Here is a 15,792-nt window from a genome sequence, read left to right on the forward strand (position 1 = left end):
ATAGTGAAGATATTTGACCGGGTCTGTCAAAAAGATTAGCCGACACGCGAAATTACTTTCCCGCCAGGGATTCTATTTCCGCTTTGGTTTGTAATAACGCGCGCAGTAAACCTTCCAGCCGATCGTCAAAACGGATGGTGGGTCTGCTGAGCTATGGCGCGTTAGGCGCCGCCGGGGCGTTCCTGTTGCATCCGGCAGTGCTGTTCGCCGATCGTTTTCTGTTAGGAGGGTCAACGGCGCTAGTGATGTCAGCCGGAACCGGGCTGCTTTCCAGCTTCTTTAGCGGCGAACAGCGGCTGAAGATGATTGCGCGTCAGGGCATGTCGATTGAGCTGGGTGGGGTGATTTTCCTGTTCTTTGGCGGGTTGCTGGCCACGGCAGGCTGGCGCTGGCCATTCAGTTTGTATCTGTTTGCCTGGCATTTATTTCGCTGATGGCGGTGGTTGCCGCCTGGCTGATGCCGCGCGCCGTCAGGGTACTGGGGGAGTTTACGACGCTGTATCTGGCGTTTGTGGCCTATGCTGCCGCGCATCTGCTGCTGGCTTTTTCTTCCGATCCCGGTGGCTTGATCGCCGCAGGCATTCTGATGGGATGCGGATTTGGTCTGTCGGTGCCGCTGGTCAATCATCTGGTGGTTGAGCACAGCCCGGTCAGTCGCCGGGGACAAAATCTGGCTTACCTGTCGATGGCAATTTTTTCCGGGCAGTTCTGCTCTTCTTTTATGGCGCTGATGCCTGGCAATCGCAGTGGGATTTTCTGTGGCGCGGCGGCGATCGCGTTGTTGGTGGTGCCAGTGTTATGGCGATTCCACGCCAGCCAGCATAAAGAAGCACGGGAGAGTCAGACTCTCCCGTAATCATCAGCCTTTGGTCACGAACGCTTTGACCACATCCTGCCACGGGGTGGTCGGGTGTCCGGTCAGTTTGCTCAGGGTGTGGCTGTCATCAAACAGACCGCCTTTCGCCGCTGCGGCATCAGAATCCGCCAGCATCTCTGCCAGCCAGTCCGGCAGGCCTGCGCCTTTCAGCGCGGCGGAGAAATCGGCCTGTGGCATATCGATATACTGGATGGCTTTGCCGCTCTGGCGGGCAATCTCGGCAGTGAATTCCGCCAGGGTGTAAGCGGTATCGCCAGACAGCTCATAGATCTGCCCCGCAGCCTCATTGCCAGCCAGCACCGCAGCAGCGGCTTCGGCATAATCCTTGCGGCTGGCGGAGGCAATCTTGCCCTCGGCTGCTGCGCCAATAAATGCGCCGTGCGTGATGGCCGGCGCAATGCTGGCGGCATAGTTTTCGGTATACCAGCCGTTACGTAATATGGCGTAAGGCACGTTTGATGCAATCAACGCCTGCTCGGTGGCCCGGTGTTCCGTTGCCAGTCCCAGCGGGCTGGTGTCCGCATGCAGCAAGCTGGTGTAGGCCAGCAGAGACACACCCGCCTCTTTTGCCGCGGCGATCACCGCTTTATGCTGCGCCTCACGCGCACCGACTTCGCTGGACGAGATCAGCAGCACTTTTTCCACGCCACTGAAGGCGCTGGCCAGGGTTTCGGGTTTGGCATAGTCGGCCTGGCGCAGCTGCACGCCCAACGCCGCCAGATCCGCCGCCTTTTCAGGCGAACGCACGGCGGCAATAATTTCCGCGGCAGGCACTTTTTTCAGTAAAGCATCAATCACTAAGCGGCCCAGTTGGCCAGTCGCACCGGTAACAGCAATCATGATTATCTCCTGTGAATTTTAATAAGGTGTGGCGGCCGCTGCCGCCGAAATCGCTTTCACCCAACCAGCCTATGCCATACACTAATCAAAAGTAAGTACTTACAGGAATGTTAGTGTGAAAAAAAATCAAGATCCGGCCTGTGACTCGCTCAGCGAAAAGTTTCGCCGGGGTGAACTGTTCGATGCCAACTGCCCCTCACGCGACGTGCTGAAACGGCTGACCAGCCGCTGGAGCCTGCTGATCCTCGTCGCCTTGCAGGATGACACGCTGCGCTTTAGCGAACTGAGAAGAAAAATCGGCGGCATCAGTGAACGCATGCTGTCGCAAACGTTACGATTTATGGAAGAGGATGGCTTTGTAGAGCGTATAGCCTACGACGTGATCCCGCCACACGTTGAGTACCGCCTTTCGCCAAGCGGGCATGAGGTGCGGGGCCAGGTGATCGGGTTAGCAGACTGGATTGAGATGAACCTGCAACAGATTATGGATCATCGCCGCCAGTATGCTGGCGACGTTGAGAAAGCTTCTGGCTAACAATGGCGGATTCACCCGGCCCTCGAAGGAGACAGAAATGACCCAGCCCAAAATTGGCGTAGGCGTACTGATTGTGCGGGAAGGCAGGCTGTTACTGGGCCGACGCAGGGGAAGCCATGGCGCAGACAGCTGGTCAGCGCCCGGCGGACACCTGGAATTTGGCGAAACGCCAGAGGAGTGTGCGCGTCGGGAAGTGCTGGAAGAGACGGGTCTAGTGGTGGGAAAACTGGCTAAGGTCGCGTTCACTAACGACTTTTTTATCGCCGAGAAGAAACACTACGTTACGCTTTTTATGCTGGCAGAAGACATTCGCGGCACGCCGCAGCGCTGTGAACCCGACAAATGTGCTGGCTGGGAATGGTGTTCCGCCGATGAATTGCCGCAGCCGCTGTTCGCCCCACTGGAAACACTGCTTCAGGAAGGCGGACTGTTGCCATTGCTGGCTGGCTGCTGATGCCCCGATGTCTTCAGAGGCATCCGGCCAGCTTGTTAGCAGCAGGCCGCTGAGCCGCTTATTCCAGCGTCACCAGCTGCCCTTCTTTGGCGCTCAGCAACGCCGCATCCAGCACTTCCAGCGTCATAATCGCCTGCTCGGGCGTGACCGGAGGTGCGGTCCCTTCCCGCACGGCCCTGGCGAAAGCTTCGTAATAGGCGTGATAGCAGCCCTGCGCTGACGGCACGCGTTCTTCACCCGCCGCCGTGCGCAGCGTTCCCCACAGCGCCCGATCTTCATAGCCCCAGCCTTGCAGATCGTCGGCCGGACGTTTTCCGGCAAAGATGGCGTTGGCCTGCACGTCCGTGCCGTTAGAGACGTAACTGCCCTGGTCGCCATAGGCGCGGATATCGCGCGCGGCCAGGTGATTCAGCTTGCTGGAAGAGATATGCGAATGCACGCCGCTGGTGTGCGTCAGGGTGATGACAAAGCTGGCATCGGTCTGGCCTTCCGGGCGGTCGACCCTATCAGTCTGAGCCAGCACCGATTTCACCGGCCCAAGCAGCCACACCGCCTGATCGACCAGGTGGCTACCCATATCACGCAGCAGGCCGCCGGTTTCGCCGCCTTCCAGGGTATGGGGATCGTCAAGATCCATGCGGTTATGCAGCCGCCACAGCTTGCCGACGCGCTGCTGTTCCAGCACATCCCGCAGCGTCAGGATATCTGCGTCAAAGCGGCGATTATGATAAATGCCCAACACCACGCCTTTCGCTTTCGCGGCGGCGGCCAGTTCGCGTCCGGTGGCGGCATCCGGCGCAAACGGCTTATCGGCAATCACCGCCACGCTCGCCTCAATCGCTTCCAGCACCAGCTCACGGCGGGTTTGCGGGGGGGTGGTGATGGTGACGATATCCACGCCGGCCTCCAGCATCGACGTCAGGTTTGGATAGATCGGGACATCCGGAAAATCCGCCTTCACGCGGGCAATGGTGGCCGGTGCTCTGGCGACGATCCCCACCAGCTCCACGCCTTTTGCCGCGGTAATAAACGGTGCATGAAAGTTCTGACCGCCGGTGCCGTATCCCACAAGTCCAATTCGCATTCGTGGCTCCTGTTGGATGTTGATCACAATTTAGCTTTTAACTTTAGTCAGTTAACGACAAAACAGCGAATCGGCACGGTGAATATCTGGTGAGCAAGACCAACTGGCAGTAGAGTAAGAAATCCTGATAACTGATGACGATGAGCGTGTGATGACCCAGCTGGCCCCGATTATCAATTTGTCCTCCCATCCGATTATGGATGCCAAATACCTTGCCAGTTGCAAAGCGTCGCTGGACGACAGCGGTGCGCTGGTCCTGCGAAATTTTCTGACTGCCGACGCGCTGGACGCCATACGCCAGGAAGGTGAAGCGCAGCAGCATCTGGCGTTTTACACCGCCAGCAAGCACAACGTGTATCTGAAAGCGCCGGATGACGCCTATGCGGCCGATCATCCGCGCAACCATCAGATTGTCTCGTCCAAAGGCTGCATCACGGATGATCAGGTGCCCGAGCACTCCCCTTTGTGCACGCTGTATAACGCCGAGGCATTTAAAGCGTTTCTGTGCAGCGTGCTGGGTGAGCAGCAGCTGTATCCCTATGCGGATCCCCTCTCCTCCATCAATTTGCACTATGCGCATACCGGCCAGGAACTGGGCTGGCACTTCGATAACTCGTCGTTTGCTATCACCCTGCTGATCCAGAAACCGCAGGGCGGCGGCGTGTTTGAATACGTCAGCAATCTGCGCAATGCAGAAGCGGGCGAGATGAATTTCGAGGGTGTGGAAAAGGTGCTGCACCAGCAGCAGCCGGTCGAAAAGCTGGCGATTAATCCCGGCGACCTGGTGCTGTTCCGCGGTCGCAATGCGCTGCACCGCGTCACGCCAACCGAAGGCGATACCAGCCGGATGTTAGTGGTGCTGGCGTACAATGCCCAGCCCGATATTGCCCTGTCCGAAACCGCCCGCATGACCTTTTACGGCCGTTTGTAATCGCCGGAACACCGCGAGGTGATCCGCTTCGGACAATATGTTGCTCTCCTGCTCTCTGTTTGCTGTGCAGGACTGATGTCATTCAGCCCTGCACCTTATTTATCAATGAACAGTTCGACCGGCACAGAAAAACGCCGTGACAGCGCTCTGATATGTTCAATAGTCAGCTTTCGATCGCCGCTGAGAATACGGCTGACCAGCGATTTCTTGCCAATCTCCTCCTCCAGATCGCTCAGTTTAAGCTGATATTGATCTATCAAGGTTTTAAGGACCCCTACACCTGTTGGGATGGCCTTAAGGCTGGCATTGAAATCCGAAAACTCCTCAGAAAGGCCCTCATAGAGATCGATTTTATTGCACAGGATTTCCAGCAACGGATTATCCGGGTCGTGTTCAACCAGATACTCCGCCAGGCTGAGTGCCTGCTCATAATCAGAACGTTCATGGCTACCCGCAAGCAGCGGAACGGCATTCATAAGCTGTCTCGAGCAGGAAAGGGCTTCAGTAATCATTGGCGTGACTCCCGATACTTTTTGATTAATTTGTCGTACTCCGAATGTGAGCAAATATGCTTAATGAAGATTTTACCCCGCTCAAAATCGGCAAAAAATAGCACCCTGATGTGGTTTCCCAGAACATCAATGACCCACCACTTATCTCTATATTTCATCCGATCCAGACTCGGATAAAGACATTTGAGTTCATCTGGTGAGGGAAAGTCATCCTTGCATAGCTGACGATAAAGCAATGTCAGGGCAGAGTTGGCTGTAGGGTATTTTCGTGCCGCTGCTGTAAACGGGCTTTTTGATATGACATGCACTCCCTGCCCCTTAAGTTTCCATTTTGGCAACATTCTCGCATAACACGGTTAAGTTGACAAGACGGAAACTGAAGTCGGTTTCACTGTTGAGAGCTGGCTTGTAAATATTCTTGTTGTAACGCCTTCCAGGCCCGGGCGAAGATATGCTGGGTGCGGAAGGCGATCAGCGCCTGCCAGTCAGGATCGCAAGGATAGAAACCGTCATAAAGATCCTGCTTGATCTGCTGCCCCCGATCGCTGGCAGGATCGCCATACAGATGCAGCCAGTGATCGTCGCGAATGCGGCGATGCATCGCTTCCCCGTCCAGCGTGCCGCACTCCACCACCAGCTGCAGCAGCTGCGTCTCCGGCAGATGATCCAGCATAAATTGCGACAGATAGCCGGTCGCCGTCGCGGTGACGCCGGTTTCGCTGTCGCGTCCGGCGCCAGTGATCAGCACCGTCAGCCATTCGCCAAAGATCGCCCGCGCCTGTTCGAGCGCCGGATAATCCCGTTCGGCAATCGCCATCAGCATCGGATGACCATAGGCGCCCGCGCCGGTGTGAAGATCAAAGCTGATGATGCGCTTCGCCTGTGTCAGGTGACGGGAAATGATGGTTTGCAGCGTCTGATGCGACCAGCTGGCCTGCTGGCCGCCGAAGAAAATGCCGTCGGCAAACTGATACTGACCGGCTTCCACAATACGCTTTACGCCCGCCCAACCCAGCGCTTCGCGACTGGCCTGCAACAGCGCATCGGCCTGCTGACGCGCTGCGCCATCCAGATCCTTGCAGCTATAAACCGCATGCAGATCGCGATAGGCGGCGTTATCCGGTGCGCCGGCCGCGAAGTCGATAAAGTTACGGTTAAGATCGGCGTTATCTTCATTCACCCGGCGCAGGTGCGCCGTGCCCCACGGATTGATCAGATGCACCATCACCAGCGCCACACCGACGGGTATTGCCGCCACGTCGAGTCCGTCCAGCCAGGCGATCTGGCTGTCCGATCCGTAATAGCCTTCGACGCCGTGGGTGCCGGAGACGATCAGCAGCAGATTGTCTGCCGCCGGGTCGCCAATCACCGCCACATCGGTGCTTAAGGCTTCGCCCTTCGGTCCGCTCAGCGGATGGGGATAGTGGGTGACCTTGCCGTCCACCCGCGCCACGGCGGCAAGAAAGCGCGCCCGCTGCGCGCTGTAATCAGGTAGGGATCGCATCAGGCTCACTTCTGAATATGATAAACGTCAAAGCTGAAGTACTTCTTCGCCAGCTGGTCATAGGTGCCGTTTTTATGCAGTTCGGCCAGCGCCGCGTTGATCTTCTCAACCCGCGCCCGATCGTCTTTGCGCAGACCGATCCCCACGCCTTCGCCGAAGTATTTTTTGTCATACAGGGTATCGCCGCTGATCTGATAATCCTTGCCCGGTGGCGATTTCAGGAAGCCGGTTTCCGCTGAGGCGGCGCTGGTCAGCGTTGCATCTACCCGTCCCGATGCCAGATCCGGCCAGATCTCTTCCTGGTTAGGATAGGACACCACGTTAATGCCGGTGGTCGCCCAGACGGCTTTGGCATAGGTCTCCTGGGTGGTGCCCTGCGCGACGCCCACTGACTTGCCCTTCAGTGACTCGGCATCGGGTTTCAGGCCGCTGTTCTTCCTGGTCACCAGTGCGCTTGGCGTGTTGTAGAGCATATCGGTGAAAGCAACCTGCTGGCGGCGCTTGTCGGTCATCGCCATCGCCGAGAGGATCGCATCGAATTTACGCGCCTGCAGCGCCGGAATAATGCCGTCGTAGCCGGTCTGCACCCAGACGCATTTCACCTTCATCTGATGGCAAATGGCATTGCCCATATCGATATCAAAGCCCTGCAGGCTGCCATCTGGCGCTTTGGACTCAAACGGCGGGAAGGTCGGATCGACGCCAAAACGCAGCGACTCGGCAGCAAAAGCGCTTGAACTGGCGCAGGCGAGCAACACCAAAGCAGACAGGGCGATTTTTTTCATGCAGGCTCCCAAAAAGCAAAAAGGGTTACTAAAAAAGCGGTTATCCTCTTTCATACCATGATTTATTGCGAAAAGTGGGGATTTTTTCTCCTTGCCCGATCGGGTCTGAGCAAAAAAAAAGAGCCTTCATAAGAAGGCTCTGATTCAGTGACAACGCGGATTAGCGTTTGGGTGCAGCATCCGGGTACATCTCCAGCAGGCGGCGCGTGACGCCGTTGGTCCAGCCGAAACCGTCCTGCAGCGGGTACTCACCCCCGCCCGCCAGCACCGGCGCGCGTCCGGCGACGTTATATTTCTCCACCATCTTGTGGTGACGATGGTAGGTGGCGCCGACAATCTGCAGCCAGCGGGTGGCAATCTCTTTCGCCAGCAGCTCTTCGCCGTAGTTATTCAGGCCTTTGATCGCCATCCACTGCATTGGCGCCCAGCCGTTAGGCTTGTCCCACTGCTCGCCGGTCTCTTCCACCGTTGACAGCACCCCGCCCGGCGCCAGCAGATGCGCGCGGATCGCCGCTGCGGTGTGCGTGGCCTGATCGAGGCTCGCCATACCGACAAACAGCGGCGTTACCGACGCGGCAGAAAACGCGCCTTTCTCACGGTCACGCCAGTTATAGTCGCGATACAGTCCCGCTTCGGCATCCCACAGATATCTGTCGAGGATTTCCCGGCGGCGCACCGCTTTCTGCTGGAACAGCTCGGCCGTGGCTTGGTCGTTTTTACTGGCCGACAGCCGTGCAATGGTGGTTTCCAGCTTATAAAGGAAGGCGTTCAGATCCACCGGCACGATGCTGGTGGTCTGGATGCTCTCCAGACGGCCCGGCTCGCTGAGCCAGCGCGACGAGAAGTCCCAACCAGACGCCGCACCGGCACGCAGGTCGCGGTACACTTCGTTTGACGGACGCGAAGAGTTTCTCGCCGTTTCCACATCTTCAATCCACGACTCGTCGCGCGGCGTATCCCGATCGTCCCAGTAGCGGTTGAGCACCGAGCCATCCGACAGCATCACCACGTGGCGATAGGCTTCGTTCGGCGTCAGCGACGCTTCACCGTCCATCCAGAATTCGTACTCGCGCTTGAGGTGCTTCAGATAGCGCTGCGCTTCGTGCACGCCGTCCTTCTCGAACAGCTCGACCATCATCGCAAACACCGGCGGCTGGGAGCGGCTGAGGTAATAGGTGCGGTTGCCGTTAGGGATATGCCCGTAGGTGTCGATCATCCAGGCAAAGTTATCCGCCATATTTTTCAGCAGATCGTTGCGACCGCTGGCGGCAAAGCCCAGCATGCTGAAGTATGAATCCCAGTAGTAGGTCTCACCAAAGCGTCCGCCCGGCACCACGTAAGGCTGCGGTAACGGCAGCAGCGAAGAGAACTCCGAGTGCTTTTCCGGCTTACGGGTTAACACCGGCCACAGCGCATCGATATGCTCGCCCATCGATTTATTGGGGTCCGAAACGTAGCGGCTGTCATGGACTTTAGGCAGGTCAAAATTCTCCAGCACGAACGCCAGTAAATTAAAATCCTCGCGCTCACGCTGCATAAAATAGCGGTACAAAATTCGTTCAGGTTCAATTTTGGGCGCACAGTCGGCAAACGTTTTACTGTCGGTAAATATCCGCGACGTTTGCACGGCTTCAAACAGCTCCTGATAACGATCAGAAGGCGTCAGGATGTCCGATGCGGGCAGACCACGAATCGACTCCGGTTGCGGTTCAACGACCGATTCCAGACCCGCCTCGTAATCGTGATAATAGGCTTCGTAGTCAGTCTGATTATTGTCAATGATTAGGTCATTTTGGTTAAAAGTGATAGAAACCTCCTGTGCCAATTGATATCGACAATGATTGCGCTGAATTTCAGAAACAAGCCCTCAGTATAGTACCCCAGTCTCACAACGCAACCCATTGAACTTATTACCGGCAATGAGAAGATATTTCAAAAAATAACCGTGCGCGCTTACTTAAGATTATTCTGCATATTAATTTACAGTAATTGAAAAGCGAGCGTTCCACATCGCCGGTGTTCGAGATCCGCCAGCCCTGCACTTAAGCCAAACCGCTAAAATGATGGTTATTTATCCAGTTTTGAAATTAAATTAACTAAAAATTTACGTTTATAAAAAATAATTGGTTTTACCATTTACATTATATTTAAACCGCCGAATACTGTGCAGGCCAGATCGTCGTGCAGCCCTTGCCACGCCTGGTAAAAATACGTTTATCTGATAGCAAACCAGACCTTTAAATGATTAATTAAGGAACTCTCGTGGCACCGGTAGTAAATAAATCCGCAGCGTTGCACTCGGAAAGCCTCTCTGATGAGGATGACAGTTTAGTTTCCCCCTTCGATACATCCGCTCCCATAAATAAAACCTATATTACCCGTGGAACCCGGCGTTTTACCCACGCCACGCTGGCGCTATTTTGTGCCGGGCTTTCGACGTTTGCGGTGTTGTATTGCGTTCAGCCCATTCTGCCGGTGTTCTCGCAGAGTTTTCATCTGACGCCGGCACAGAGCAGCCTGTCACTTTCCGTCACCACGGCGATGATGGCACTGGGATTGCTGGTCACCGGGCCGTTGTCGGATGCCATCGGGCGCAAATCGGTGATGTCGATTTCGCTGTTGCTGGCGGCGTTCTTCACGCTTATCTGCGCCACCATGAGCAGCTGGGAAGGCGTACTGGCGATGCGTGCGCTGACCGGCCTGGCCCTCAGCGGCGTGGCGGCGGTGGCGATGACCTGGCTGAGTGAGGAGCTGCACCCGGTGTTCCTCTCCTTCTCGATGGGGCTGTATATCAGCGGCAACTCGATTGGCGGGCTGGTCGGCCGACTGTCGACCGGGATGCTGGCGGATCACTTCTCGTGGAACGTGTCGCTGTTTGTGGTCGGGCTCTTTGCGCTGGCGGCCGCCGGGCTGTTCTTCCGCCTGTTGCCGCCCTCGCAGCATTTCCGCGCCTGCTCGCTGCGGCCGCATAAGCTGCTGGTGAACTTTATGTTCCAGTGGCGCGATATGGGGCTGCCGATGCTGTTTATCGTCGGGTTTATCCTGATGGGCAGCTTTGTCACGCTGTTTAACTACGTCAGCTACCGCTTTATGGCCGCGCCGTTCTCGTTAAGCCAGACGGTGGTCGGACTGCTGTCGGTAGTGTATCTGACCGGCACCTACAGCTCGCCGCGCGCGGGAATGATGACGGTGAAGTACGGCCGTGGCGTGGTGCTGATGGGCTCACTCAGCCTGATGCTGGTCGGCTTGTTAGCCACCCAGTTCACCACGCTGTTTCTGGTGCTGCCGGGACTGATGCTGTTTGCCGCCGGCTTTTTTGCCGCGCATTCGGTGGCCAGCAGCTGGGTAGGACACCGCGCCCGCCGCGCCCGAGGACAGGCGTCGTCGCTGTACCTGTTCTTCTATTACCTCGGCTCCAGCGTCGCCGGTACGCTCGGTGGCGTGTTCTGGCACAACTGGGGTTGGATGGGTGTTTCCGCCTTTGTGGCGGTGATGCTGATCGGCGGCCTGTTTCTGGCCAACAACCTGCGTAAAATCCCGGTGCTGGTGAAAAAAATTCGCTAACCGGCGGGCGGAGCTCAGGCTCCGCCCCTGCTCGCCTGCCGTGACGATTTACTTCCCCCTGCCCAACCATTAAGCTAGCGCCCCTGATTATCACACCCCTTTATTCCCCGCCTGCAACCCTTTTCAGGCAGCGAATTTTCAGGAGCCGGACCGGCGATGAGCGACGTAGAAAACCTGCAGGGGATGGTGATCTTCGCCAAAGTGGTGGAGACGCTGAGCTATACCGAAGCGGCAAAACTGCTGGGATTATCCAAATCCTCGGTGAGCAAAGAGATCTCCGCACTGGAAGTCCGGCTGGGCACCAAGCTGCTGCAACGCACCACCCGTAAAATCGTGGTCACCGATGTCGGCATAACCTGGTATCACTACTGTGCGCGCATCCTCAGCGAAGTAAAAAGTGCCGGGCTGTTTATCCGCCAGTATCACGAAGAGCCGACCGGCAGCCTGCGCGTGGTGGCGCCGGTCACCTTTGGCTGTCAGTGCATCGTGCCGGTGCTCAATCAGTTTGTCGCCAATAACCTGCATGTCAGCGTCGATCTGGATCTGACCGATCGCCCGGTTAACCTGGTCGATGACAATGTCGATCTGGCGATAGTCATCCGCCGCGAGCCGCCGGAGCACGCCCACTGCACGCCGTTGATGGACATCGGCTGGGGCCTGTTTGCCGCACCGGACTATCTGCAACGCTTCCCGCCCATCGCCCAGCCGGACGATTTACCGCGCCATGACTTTATCCTGTTCCGTGGCCCGGCCCACACCATCTCGCTGCCGTTCCGTAAAGAGAAGCAAAAGCTGGATATCGAAGTGCGAAGCCGTTTTCGCGCCAATAACAGCACCGCGCTGCTGAATTCCGCCATCGCGAACAGCGGCATTGCCTATTTGCCCGAATACGTCGCGCAGGAAGCGGTCAAAGAGGGCAAGCTCAGTCGGGTGTTAGCGGAATGGGAAATGGACGTCTATCAGTCGTGGATCCTGACCAAAGCCGACAGTATGATTTCACCGCGGGTCAGAGTATTTATCGAGGATTTGCAGCAGGCGTTGAGGTTGAAATAAAGGGCGGAACAGCGTCCGCCCTCATCATGCTTAGTAGTAATTACCGTGACGGTAATCCCAGGTGGTAAAGGTGTCAGACAGCATCGACATAATTTTATCCACATCCAGACCTTTACGGATCAGGATTGGACATGGCGTGATGTTGCGCTCGCCTTTCTGCTCTGGCACCAGTTTGCCCTGCTCATCCACCATCGCCACCATCACACCCTGCTCGTAACGGGTTTTCTCAGACTCGTTCGGCTGGATGGATTTCACGTAGTCGTTGGCTTCAATAATCAGGTCAGCCTGCGATTCGATACGCTCGCCGATCCCTTCGACCAGGCCACGGTTGCCTTTGCCTGACGGGTTAGCGGAGCTGGCGAAGGAGAATTTACCGTGGTTTTCCCACAGCTCTTTCGCCAGGTTTTCGCCAGGGGTTCCGAATTTGATCACGAAGCAGCTGGTCTGACGGCGATCCATCATCAGGTCTTTAGAACCGTCTTCCGGAATGCGTGCAACCGCGTCTTCTTTCCACGGCAGGATGCAGCCCAACAGCACGTCTTGATCCCAGTGCTGCTGATACAGCGATTCGATTTCCGGGTTCAGCTGCGCCAGCTCTTTCAACTGCTCCAGAGAACCACACAGCACCACGCCCGGCTTATTGCGGTTGCGCTGCTTGGCATCAAATTTACGCTCCAGGCCTTTGGCATCGGAGGTCATGATGATGTAGCCCACTTTGGTCGGGCAGACGATCATGCCGCCGTCAGCAGACAAAACCTTAACTGCTTCTGGCTGTAAGCCGCCGTTCCAATGGATAGTCTTATTGCTCATGGTCGCACCTGTATAACGTAGAGGGTTAAAGTGTGTCGGTCAGTATTTCAAGGTAGCACGGCTGGCTAACCCTGCACTGGCCTGTTGCAACCATCCTGACGTCAAACTGCCATTCTGGCAACAATAAAACACTTTAACCCTGCATTGTTTTCCACAGGAAACAGTCGTTGCTGAAAACCGAAGTCAGGAAGGGATCAACTTTTCCGCTTTCAGCTTTTCAAACAGCGCGAAGAAGGCGTCACGCGTTGACTGGTAGCCGGTGAAGCCCGCCTTGCGGCTCTTGCTGATGTCGGTAAACACTTCCATCGGACGGCCCAGATCGGCATCGGTATGCCACCAGGACACCAGCTTGCTGATATCCGCTTCCTTCAGGTTGAACTGCTTCGCCAGCGCCTGCCATTCGGCGGGAGCAGCGTCCATGCGGCCATCCAGCGGCTGTACTTCGTCCGGGAACGGCGCGGCCTCAATGCCGAAGTAGTTGGCGATTTCGCCCCACATCCACTTCCAGCGGAACACGTCACCATTCACCACGTTGTAGTCCTGATCCTGCGCCGACGGCGTGGTGGCGGCCCATTCGAGCTGCTGGGCGAGAATATGCGCGTCGGTCATATCGGTGACGCCTTCCCACTGCGCTTTGGATCCTGGGAAGACAAACGGCTTGCCGGTCTGCTTGCACAGGCTGGCGTAGACGGCCAGCGTCTGGCCCATATTCATCGCATTGCCCAGCGCGAAGCCGATGATGGTGTGCGGGCGATGCACGCTCCAGCTGTAGCCATATTTTTCGGCACCAGCGAACACTTCGTCTTCCTGCGCGTAGTAGAAGTTATCCACCGGCTGGCGGCCCTGCTCTTCGCGGAACGGCGTCATCGGCACCGCGCCTTTACCGTAGGCATCAAACGGGCCGAGGTAGTGCTTGAGACCGGTGACCAGGCCGACGTGTCCGCCTTTCAGGCTATCGCCCAGCGCGTCAATCACGTTGCGAACCATGGCGCTGTTGACGCGAATGTTCTCTTTCTCGTTGGCCTGACGGGCCCAGACGCTGAAAAAGACCTTATCCACGGTGACGCCTTGCAGCGCCTTTTCTACCGAGGCTTTGTCAGTGAGATCGGCAGTCAGCGCGGTGCAACCGGCAGGCACCGCGGTGCGTCCACGTGACAGGCCGTAAACCTGCCAGCCGTCACCGGTGAGTTGTTCCGCCAGCGCGGTTCCAATGACGCCACTGACGCCGACAATAAGTGCACGTTGTTGCATAGCCAGACTCCTGAAAAAGGGGGTAACAATCAGCTTAATAGAGAATTGGAGTCTTATCTGAGGTATAAATTCACATAATTAATGAACTGGATTCCCTAATGATGATGACTCAGGACCGCCTTAAGGGCATTACGCCGTTTGTGGCCAGCGTCGAACAGGGCAGTTTTACCGCCGCCGCTGCGGTACTGCACTTGACCAGTTCCGCAGTCAGTAAAAGCGTGGCGAGGCTGGAAGCGCGATTAGGTTCGCAGCTGTTTGAGCGCACCACCCGCCGGCTGGCGCTGACCGACGCCGGTCAGGCCTTTTATGAAACCTGCACGCGCGTGCTGAACGAGCTGTCGGAAGCGGAGTCGGTGCTGGCCGCCCAGCGCGCCATTCCGGTCGGACGACTGCGGATTGCCGTACCCAACACCTTTGGCCGGATGCAGGTGATGCCGCTAATCAACGAATTTTGCCAGCAAAACCCGGAGATGCAGATTGCTCTCTCTTTTTCCGATCGCTTTGTCGATCTGTTTGAGGAAGGCGTGGATATCGCGATACGTATTGGCGGCTCGACAGATTTTCCGCCCTCGCTGGGCTACCGCTTTTTGGGTAATGAAAGGCTGATCTTCTGCGCTTCGCCGGACTATCTGGTGCAGCATGGCGTGCCTGACTCTTTGCAGGCGCTAACTGAAAGGCGAGCCATTGTTTACGATCGGGTAGATGGCAGCACCAGTCCGTGGCATATCCGCTCGCCGGATGGACGAACGATAACCCGAACCCTGCCTTATCGGATGGCGTTGGGGGATGGCGAAGCCCAGGTCGCCGCCGTGGTAGCCGGACTCGGCGTGGCGCAGATGGCGACCTGGCTGATGGAAAAAGAGTTAGCCAGCGGTGCGCTGGTGACGATCCTGCCAGAGCTGGCGGTAGAAGGTCTGCCGCTGTTTATCGTCTGGCCACGCAGAAAGCAGCTGCTGCCGAAGGTCGACGCGCTGCTTGCCACGCTGGATCGGCTGAAAATCAGTCAGTAGCGGATTTGTTTACGTTAATGCGCCACGGCACGCCGAACTTATCGATCAGCGTACCGAAACCGGCCGCCCAGAAGGTTTCTTCCCATTCCAGCGTGACCTTACCGCCAGCGGAAAGATTATCAAACCAACGTTTGCCTTCGGCTGGATCGTTGCTCGACAGGCTAACGGCAAAACCGTTATAGCTTACCGCTTCCGCGCTGTCGCTCAGCTGTAGCTCGCTGTCGCCGACTTGCAGCAGGGCATGCATGATTTTGTCGTCCGCCGGTTTTTCTCCACTGGCACGATTTTGCTTCTGCGGCTGCTGCTGTTTTTCAGGTGGGACATCGCCCCACGTTATTTTAACCTTCAGATGAGCATCGATCGCCTGCTGATAAAACGCGATAGCCTCTTCACAGTTGCCCGCAAAGTACAGATAGGGTGAAATTTGCATAACCTCTCCTTGAATGATCGTTGCTGCTGGAGAATAAGCAGTATGGAAAGGGTAGCAACGCAGCCGATAACTGCCTCTTTCCAGCTCAATGTTTTCTTTTTTCAGTCTCTTCCTGGTCAGCAAGAGAAAAAAGATAAAGCGGAATGACTTCG

The 15,792-nt window shown here is 56.7% G+C and carries 18 protein-coding genes; 8 read left to right on the plus strand and 10 right to left on the minus strand.

Annotated elements, in window-relative coordinates; genetic code table 11:
- Positions 1-83 precede the first annotated feature (83 nt).
- On the plus strand, positions 84-434 hold the full coding sequence (locus AC1UKS_RS20210) for an MFS transporter (RefSeq protein WP_482435016.1): 351 nt from the start codon (positions 84-86) through the stop codon (positions 432-434).
- Complete coding sequence (locus AC1UKS_RS20215; RefSeq protein ID WP_482435018.1) at positions 434-856, plus strand: MFS transporter; 423 nt, start codon at positions 434-436, stop codon at positions 854-856. Before AC1UKS_RS20210 ends, AC1UKS_RS20215 begins: the two co-directional genes overlap by 1 nt.
- A 3-nt stretch (positions 857-859) precedes the next feature.
- Here AC1UKS_RS20215 and AC1UKS_RS20220 read toward each other — a convergent pair whose 3' ends face one another.
- The gene (locus AC1UKS_RS20220; RefSeq protein ID WP_265909822.1) at positions 860-1,717 is read right to left on the minus strand and encodes an SDR family oxidoreductase; all 858 of its coding nucleotides are present in this window, start codon (positions 1,715-1,717) and stop codon (positions 860-862) included.
- A 115-nt stretch (positions 1,718-1,832) separates the two neighbouring features.
- Between AC1UKS_RS20220 and AC1UKS_RS20225 the strand changes: the two genes are divergently transcribed.
- Positions 1,833-2,252: a winged helix-turn-helix transcriptional regulator gene (locus AC1UKS_RS20225; protein WP_482435019.1), complete on the plus strand. Its 420-nt coding sequence runs from the start codon at positions 1,833-1,835 to the stop codon at positions 2,250-2,252.
- 37 nt (positions 2,253-2,289) lie between these two features.
- On the plus strand, positions 2,290-2,706 hold the full coding sequence (locus AC1UKS_RS20230) for a nucleotide triphosphate diphosphatase NUDT15 (RefSeq protein WP_482435020.1): 417 nt from the start codon (positions 2,290-2,292) through the stop codon (positions 2,704-2,706).
- A gap of 58 nt (positions 2,707-2,764) precedes the next feature.
- Here AC1UKS_RS20230 and AC1UKS_RS20235 read toward each other — a convergent pair whose 3' ends face one another.
- Positions 2,765-3,790: a Gfo/Idh/MocA family protein gene (locus tag AC1UKS_RS20235; protein WP_482435021.1), complete on the minus strand. Its 1,026-nt coding sequence runs from the start codon at positions 3,788-3,790 to the stop codon at positions 2,765-2,767.
- 151 nt (positions 3,791-3,941) lie between these two features.
- On the opposite strand from AC1UKS_RS20235, the gene AC1UKS_RS20240 reads away from it, so the two are divergent.
- On the plus strand, positions 3,942-4,721 hold the full coding sequence (locus AC1UKS_RS20240; RefSeq protein WP_482435023.1) for a HalD/BesD family halogenase: 780 nt from the start codon (positions 3,942-3,944) through the stop codon (positions 4,719-4,721).
- 95 nt (positions 4,722-4,816) lie between these two features.
- On the opposite strand, the gene AC1UKS_RS20245 is transcribed toward AC1UKS_RS20240, so the two are convergent.
- The 5 genes from AC1UKS_RS20245 to AC1UKS_RS20265 all read right to left on the minus strand — a co-directional run bounded on the left by AC1UKS_RS20245 (position 4,817) and on the right by AC1UKS_RS20265 (position 9,305).
- Positions 4,817-5,233: a helix-turn-helix domain-containing protein gene (locus AC1UKS_RS20245; protein WP_482435024.1), complete on the minus strand. Its 417-nt coding sequence runs from the start codon at positions 5,231-5,233 to the stop codon at positions 4,817-4,819.
- Complete coding sequence (locus AC1UKS_RS20250; RefSeq protein WP_482437057.1) at positions 5,230-5,541, minus strand: type II toxin-antitoxin system HigB family toxin; 312 nt, start codon at positions 5,539-5,541, stop codon at positions 5,230-5,232. The genes AC1UKS_RS20245 and AC1UKS_RS20250 overlap by 4 nt, the downstream gene beginning before the upstream one ends.
- Positions 5,542-5,621: 80 nt before the next feature.
- On the minus strand, positions 5,622-6,737 hold the full coding sequence (locus AC1UKS_RS20255) for a DUF2817 domain-containing protein (RefSeq protein WP_482435025.1): 1,116 nt from the start codon (positions 6,735-6,737) through the stop codon (positions 5,622-5,624).
- Positions 6,738-6,742: 5 nt separating this feature from the next.
- On the minus strand, positions 6,743-7,522 hold the full coding sequence (locus AC1UKS_RS20260; RefSeq protein ID WP_265909813.1) for an ABC transporter substrate-binding protein: 780 nt from the start codon (positions 7,520-7,522) through the stop codon (positions 6,743-6,745).
- A gap of 160 nt (positions 7,523-7,682) precedes the next feature.
- Positions 7,683-9,305 carry an alpha,alpha-trehalase gene (locus tag AC1UKS_RS20265; protein WP_482437059.1) on the minus strand — a complete coding sequence of 541 codons (1,623 nt, stop codon included), beginning with the start codon at positions 9,303-9,305 and terminating at the stop codon, positions 7,683-7,685.
- 479 nt (positions 9,306-9,784) lie between these two features.
- On the opposite strand from AC1UKS_RS20265, the gene AC1UKS_RS20270 reads away from it, so the two are divergent.
- Positions 9,785-11,086, plus strand: coding sequence for an MFS transporter (locus AC1UKS_RS20270; RefSeq protein WP_265909811.1), 1,302 nt, complete (start codon positions 9,785-9,787; stop codon positions 11,084-11,086).
- Positions 11,087-11,242: 156 nt separating this feature from the next.
- On the plus strand, positions 11,243-12,139 hold the full coding sequence (locus AC1UKS_RS20275; RefSeq protein WP_482435027.1) for a LysR family transcriptional regulator: 897 nt from the start codon (positions 11,243-11,245) through the stop codon (positions 12,137-12,139).
- Positions 12,140-12,169: 30 nt separating this feature from the next.
- Here the strand turns inward: AC1UKS_RS20275 and AC1UKS_RS20280 are convergent, their stop codons facing one another.
- Complete coding sequence (locus AC1UKS_RS20280; RefSeq protein WP_013200418.1) at positions 12,170-12,949, minus strand: L-threonylcarbamoyladenylate synthase; 780 nt, start codon at positions 12,947-12,949, stop codon at positions 12,170-12,172.
- Positions 12,950-13,132: 183 nt separating this feature from the next.
- Positions 13,133-14,200, minus strand: coding sequence for an SDR family oxidoreductase (locus tag AC1UKS_RS20285; protein ID WP_482435028.1), 1,068 nt, complete (start codon positions 14,198-14,200; stop codon positions 13,133-13,135).
- Positions 14,201-14,298: 98 nt separating this feature from the next.
- Here AC1UKS_RS20285 and AC1UKS_RS20290 point away from each other — a divergent pair, with 98 nt between their 5' ends.
- Positions 14,299-15,210, plus strand: coding sequence for a LysR family transcriptional regulator (locus AC1UKS_RS20290; RefSeq protein ID WP_482435030.1), 912 nt, complete (start codon positions 14,299-14,301; stop codon positions 15,208-15,210).
- Here the strand turns inward: AC1UKS_RS20290 and yjdN are convergent.
- Positions 15,200-15,640 (minus strand): VOC family metalloprotein YjdN, encoded by a 441-nt coding sequence (gene yjdN / locus AC1UKS_RS20295; protein ID WP_482435031.1) that lies wholly within the window; start codon positions 15,638-15,640, stop codon positions 15,200-15,202. The genes AC1UKS_RS20290 and yjdN overlap by 11 nt on opposite strands.
- Positions 15,641-15,792 lie beyond the last annotated feature (152 nt).

It is taken from the genome of Erwinia sp. AK-PDG3-5 (genome assembly GCF_056821705.1).